At 59.1% G+C, this 611-nt stretch carries 1 pseudogene; it reads left to right on the top strand.

The window, feature by feature from the left end:
- Positions 1-611 (top strand): annotated as a pseudogene (locus OKC30_RS21320) (IS4-like element ISAeme15 family transposase); the annotation flags it as partial.

A 611-nucleotide genomic window follows, 5' to 3' on the forward strand; every position in this document is an offset into this window, starting at 1 on the left:
CACTATCCGCCGACGCCGCTTACCTTCTGATATGGTCTTGTGGCTCGTCGTGGGGATGGCCTTTTTCCGCAATGAGCCCATCTCCGAGGTCGCTCGGCGCCTCAACATCTGTGCAGAAGGGTTGGCCAATGATGCCTTGCTCGCGGACAGTGCCCTGTCTCAGGCCCGTCAGCGACTCGGCAAACAGCCGCTCGAGTGGCTGTTCAAACAGTGCGCCGATGTGTGGGGGCGGGAACGTTATCCTGAAGACCATTGGCACGGTTTACAGGTCTTTGCCATCGATGGGGCCCTGTTCCGAACCCAGGATATGCCTGAACTCAGAGCACATTTCGGCTCGGGTAACACCTCAACCAACCGGCAGACACCCTACCCGATGCTGCGGTTGGTCACGCTCATGAATGTCCGCTCGCATGTCATTGCCAACGCGGCCATCAGCCCGTACCGCAAAGGGGAAATCCCCCTGGCCAGCGAGTTCATTCACTCATTGCCGGACAAGTCAGTGACCCTGCTGGATAAAGGCTTCTTCGGTGCCGACCTGTTGCTGCGTATTCAGGCCGAAGACACCGACCGTCACTGGCTCATCCCGGAACGCAAGGGGCTGGTATACACGG

Source organism: Aeromonas sp. QDB18, assembly GCF_027705325.1.
Lineage (GTDB): Bacteria > Pseudomonadota > Gammaproteobacteria > Enterobacterales > Aeromonadaceae > Aeromonas > Aeromonas caviae.